The sequence below is a fragment of the Kitasatospora sp. NPDC058218 genome, from assembly GCF_042882445.1.
GTDB lineage: Bacteria > Actinomycetota > Actinomycetes > Streptomycetales > Streptomycetaceae > Kitasatospora.
In genome coordinates this window covers 45,814-50,296 of record NZ_JBHVWC010000075.1, presented here as the reverse complement: position 1 = coordinate 50,296, position 4,483 = coordinate 45,814, and the positions used below count along the sequence as shown (strand labels likewise).

The window sequence follows — 4,483 nt, the reverse complement described above, 5'->3', positions numbered from 1 at the left end:
CCTTCTTCTGCGAGCAACCGGCCAGCGCGGCGGTCGCCACAGCAAGGGTGAGCAGCGCGGCTGCGGTGGAACGACGGGCGGACATGAGGGCTCCAAGCAGGGGGAAGACAGGGCCGGGCAACCGCTCGGACAGTCCGTGCAGTTAGCTTAGGCGTACCTTAATGAAATACGACCAGATCGTCTACATTGCCGTAGTCGTTCACTCCGAGCGGCCACGGTCACCGGACGCGTGGCACCGAGGACGGGAGCGGCACACATGCCGGACAGGAGCGACTCCAGGCGGCCGAACGGTGAGCTGGTGGCCGACGTGCTCGCCGTACTGTGGGCGGCATCGGGGCCGCTCACGGCCGGTCAGGTCGGGGACGCCCTCGCCCACCGACTGGCCCGTACGACCGTGACGACCATCCTCACGCGCCTGCACGAGAAGGGGACGCTGTCGCGCGAACGCGACGGCCGCAGATTCGTGTACGCCCCCGTGCACGACGCGGCCGGCCTGACGGCCAGCCGCATGCACCGCGAGTTGCACAGCGACCCGCGCCGGGAGCTCGTCCTGAAGCGCTTCGTCTCCGCCCTCTCCCCCGACGACGAGGACGTGCTGCGCCGCCTGTTGCGCACGGCCGAGTCGGGCGGCGAGTGAACCGGCCGAGCACCGGCGCTCGCGGTCACCGTCGGGCGACGGCGCCCTGAGCGGTCTCGATGTTCTCGTGAAGGTCGTCGGTCGCCTCGGCCGTCGCCGTCGCGGACACCACCAGGCACAGGAGCAGCACCGTGGCGACGCGCTTGGCCACCGGGCGTGCGACGACCGGTGGAGCGAGCAACGAAGCCATCCGGCGCGGCACCGGCCCTGCCGTCGCGGCGAAGGCCACGGGGGGACGGCCGGCCGCCGGCGCGGCGGACGCGGCCAGCGCGGCTCGTCCCACGGCCCGGGCCACCAGGCGGCGGTCCCCCACGACGGTCGCCGCGACCTCGTCCGCCCATCGCTCCGCCTGGAAGGCGAGCGGCTCGTGGACCGTACGAAGCGCCGGGTGCAGGCACGCCGCGAGATCGGCGACGAGCGCCAGCAGGTGGTGGCGGCAGGCGAGGTGGGCACGTTCGTGCGCGAGCAGAACCGCGCGTTCGTCGCCGTCCAGGCTCCGCAGCATGCCCGAGGTCACCACCACGAGTCCCGCCCTGCCCGGACGGCCGGGGAGGGCGTAGGCGTCCGCGCCGTCGTCGGCCAGCACGACGACGTCCCCCGCACGGGAGTTCGCCGTTCTGCGGAGCTCGTCGTGGAGGTGGCGCGAGTCGTGGCGGCGCAGTGTTCCGGCGGCGGTCCACGCGACGACGGCGCACCCGGGGACGGCCGCCGCGCCGAGTGCGAGGGTGACGGGTCCCGCCGGAAGCAGCGCGGGGGAAACGTGGCCGAACGCCGCCACGAAGGGCACGTGCAGGAGTGCGCCGGCGGCGAGCAGTGCCAGGGCCGCGCCGGCCAGCGAGCCCGCGGCCGCGGCGGAGAGCGCGAGGAGAAGCGCGGCCTGACGCGGGGGAAGGAGTGCGGCGAGGCGTCGCGCGGCGGGCGCCGTGATCCAGGGGGCGAGCAGGGGCGCCCACACCGCCCAGGTCATCGCTGGTCCCGCCCGGCGGGCGGCTCCAGCAGCGCGCGCACGAGTTGTTCGTCATCGGAGCTGAGCCGGGAGATGAACCGGGCGAGCGTGCCGGACCGGTCCTCGCCGCGGTCCAGCTCGGTGTGCATCCGATGGGCGGTCAGGGCGGAGCTGTCCTCCACCGCCGGGCTGTAGGCGAAGCCGCGGCCCTGGCGGGTGCGCCGCACGGTCCCCTTGTCGTGGAGCCGGGAGAGGATGGTGGCGATGGTGGTTCGGGCAGGTCCGCCGGGAAGGGAGCGCCGCACCTCGGACTCGGTGAGCGGGCGCCCGGCCGCCCACAGGGCGGTCAGTACCGCACCCTCCAGCTCACCGGACTGACGGCGTATCGCCTCTGTCACGGGGCACCTCTGCCTTCTCCCTGTCAGGTCGACATCGATGTAGACCGTTGTCGGATTGTAGTGCCGCCGTCTCCCGGAGTCCGAGCCGCACACCCGGCAGGCCCACGCGCCCGGTTCCGCGGGTGCGCGCGCCGCCCACCGGTGCTCAGTGAACGGCGCCGGCGCCCGGCGGAGGTGGCGCAGGCGGGCCCCCGTCGGAGGGGGACCTGTCGATCAGCGGGATCAGCGGGAGGGTCAGGCCCAGCCAGAGAGCCGCGAGGAGCCACCCGCCGACCACGTCGAACGGCCAGTGCACGCCGAGGTAGACGCGGCTCAGGCCGACGGCGACCGCGGCCAGGCCCGAGACCGCCACGACGACCACCGCCCAGGGTCCCCGCCGGGTGCCCCTCAGCACCGCCCAGACGAGCAGCCCGGCGGCGACGGCAGCGGTGAAGGCGTGGCCGGAGGGATAGGAGTAGCCGCTCGGCGAGGCGGCGACCCAGTCCGCCATCGGCGGACGGGGGCGGCCGAAAGCCCTCATGAGTCCGTTGCGGAGCAGCTGACCTGCGGCCAGCACCACCACGGGGGCGCAGACCTGCGCGATCCGGACGGTTCGGCGCTCCGGCCGCCCGCCGTTCCGGACCACCAGGAATCCCGCCGCGACGGCCGCGAGATACGGCGGGAGCCCCGCCCCCAGGTCCGTCACGACATCGACGGTTCGCACCGCCCACGAGGGACGGTGGGCGACCGCCCAGGAGTGCAGGGCCGCCTCCACCGGGAAGGGGCCCCAGCCGTGAACGGCGAGCAGGGCGGTGAGCACGCCGAAGAGCAGCAACGGGGCGACGACCGTCAGCGCCATGACCCGAGCCCGCCGCGGCTGACGCCCGGTCACACGCCCGCCAGGAGTCCCTGTGGGATGGGGCATGGATCGGCACCTCTCCTCGGGGATGCCTCGACACCCATGACCGTCTACATCACTGTAGACAGGGTGGCGCCGACGACGCCAGTGCCCGCCCGCCGTCCGACCTCCTCGCACTCCCTGCCCGACCCTGCCCCGACCTGGCCAGGGGAGCGCGCCTCTGGCCGGGGCGCGCCACCGGCCGACCGGACACCGGGCGGCAAGACCGCCCAGCGCAGCCGGGTGAAGCTGCGCAGGATCGCCGAGGCCGGGGGCACCGGCGAACCGCCCGACACGCGAACACCACCGCGGATCCCGACTCCCGACTCCCGGCCGCGCGACGTCGACCCCGGCGATCTGACGACATGAATGAAGTCAAGCATCCCCGAACTTAGGTGAGCCTCCCCTGCATGAATCACGCCTACCTGGCCGCCTCGGCCGGCTATGCCATGCCCCCGCTGTACCGAATTCTCACGAAATCGGGATATTTCCTCGGCCTGTCCGGCGCGATCGGCGCCACGGTGACCTACGCGGCCGCCATCCGCCCCGCTCTGCGCTCGTCGGCGACAGAGACCCACGACGCCACGGCACTGCGGCGAAGAACTGCGACCTACCTGGCGTGGTCCGGAGTCGTCCTGCTGGTGGCCGGGTACTTCCAACTGGCCGCCCGGGTGGCCAGGGCCACCAAGGGCACGGCCTTCGGCGACGCCCTCGCACCGGGGAAGATCTGGGACTACCTGCACGCACCGGCGGCCAAGGGCACCTGGGTGGCCCAGGGCACGATCTACCTGGTCCAGAACGCCGTTCTGATCCTGGCGTCCGCCGCCCTGATCGCCCTGTTCCTCCCGCAGGCCCGACGGCACGTCGACGCCGTGGCGCTCACCGCCCTGCCCCTGTCGCTCATGGCGACGCTCATCGCGGGGATACCGGCCGTCAAGCCGAAGGACACGGACAAGGCCCTCGACCCGATCTTCGACCAGATGCACATCGTCAGCGGCGTGGTCTGGGTCGGCGGCCTCGTCCTGCTCGCCGTCCTGGCCGGCGCCCGCCGGCACCTCGGTGAGAACGCGGGCGTGCTCTGGGCGGACCTGTGGCGCCGCTTCAGCCTCGTCGCCCTGGTCTGCGTCGGCGCCGTGCTCATCTCCGGCCTGTGGCTGAGCTGGAAGCACGTCGGCAGCCTCGGCCAGCTCCGGACGACCGGCTACGGCCTCGCGCTGCTCCTGAAGATCCTCCTGGTCCTCGCCATGATGGCGGCCGGCGGCTTCAACCAGTTCTGGCTGATGCCTCGCATCACCCGGGCCCGTCGGGCCGACTCGACCACCCCGCTCCCGCACCTCACGCTCCGGCACTTCCCGAAGGTGGTCTGGGCGGAGGTCGCCCTCGGCGTCGCCGTCCTGGGTGTCATGCCCTTCATCGCCGGATCCGCCCGTACGGAAGCCGGCAGCCCGCCCGCGGTCTCGAACGGCAGCATCTTCACCGCGGGCGCCGCGCTCGTCCTCACCCTCGCCGCCTCGTTCTGGATCACGGCCAGGGTCTCCGACACGCTCGGGCGCCGCGAAGCCACCGCCCACTCCTGACGGCGGCTCGAACCGGGGCGGTTCGCCGACCGGGGCGCAGGTGCCCCG

General features: G+C 73.4%; 5 protein-coding genes. 2 read left to right on the top strand and 3 right to left on the bottom strand.

What is annotated here, in order from left to right; translation table 11 throughout:
- Window positions 1-256: 256 nt before the first annotated feature.
- Window positions 257-637: a BlaI/MecI/CopY family transcriptional regulator gene (locus tag ACFVYI_RS36005; protein WP_387893433.1), complete on the top strand. Its 381-nt coding sequence runs from the start codon at window positions 257-259 to the stop codon at window positions 635-637.
- Window positions 638-662: 25 nt separating this feature from the next.
- Here ACFVYI_RS36005 and ACFVYI_RS36000 read toward each other — a convergent pair whose 3' ends face one another.
- The 3 genes from ACFVYI_RS36000 to ACFVYI_RS35990 all read right to left on the bottom strand — a co-directional run bounded on the left by ACFVYI_RS36000 (window position 663) and on the right by ACFVYI_RS35990 (window position 2,819).
- Window positions 663-1,604, bottom strand: a complete 942-nt coding sequence (locus ACFVYI_RS36000; RefSeq protein ID WP_387893431.1) for a M48 family metalloprotease — start codon at window positions 1,602-1,604, stop codon at window positions 663-665.
- Entirely contained in the window at window positions 1,601-1,981 is a 381-nt protein-coding gene (locus ACFVYI_RS35995; RefSeq protein WP_387893429.1) for a BlaI/MecI/CopY family transcriptional regulator, read from the bottom strand. The genes ACFVYI_RS36000 and ACFVYI_RS35995 overlap by 4 nt, the downstream gene beginning before the upstream one ends.
- 145 nt (window positions 1,982-2,126) lie before the next feature.
- Window positions 2,127-2,819, bottom strand: a complete 693-nt coding sequence (locus ACFVYI_RS35990) for a phosphatase PAP2 family protein (protein WP_387893428.1) — start codon at window positions 2,817-2,819, stop codon at window positions 2,127-2,129.
- 449 nt (window positions 2,820-3,268) lie between these two features.
- On the opposite strand from ACFVYI_RS35990, the gene ACFVYI_RS35985 reads away from it, so the two are divergent.
- Entirely contained in the window at window positions 3,269-4,435 is a 1,167-nt protein-coding gene (locus tag ACFVYI_RS35985) for a copper resistance D family protein (protein ID WP_387893427.1), read from the top strand.
- Window positions 4,436-4,483 lie beyond the last annotated feature (48 nt).

What these genes read in the sequence shown, in the direction of transcription:
- ACFVYI_RS36005 (WP_387893433.1), top strand. Translation starts at nt 257, where the DNA reads ATGCCGGACAGGAGCGACTCCAGGCGGCCGAACGGTGAGCTGGTGGCC.
- ACFVYI_RS36000 (WP_387893431.1), bottom strand. Translation starts at nt 1,604, where the DNA reads ATGACCTGGGCGGTGTGGGCGCCCCTGCTCGCCCCCTGGATCACGGCG.
- ACFVYI_RS35990 (WP_387893428.1), bottom strand. Translation starts at nt 2,819, where the DNA reads ATGGCGCTGACGGTCGTCGCCCCGTTGCTGCTCTTCGGCGTGCTCACC.
- ACFVYI_RS35985 (WP_387893427.1), top strand. Translation starts at nt 3,269, where the DNA reads ATGAATCACGCCTACCTGGCCGCCTCGGCCGGCTATGCCATGCCCCCG.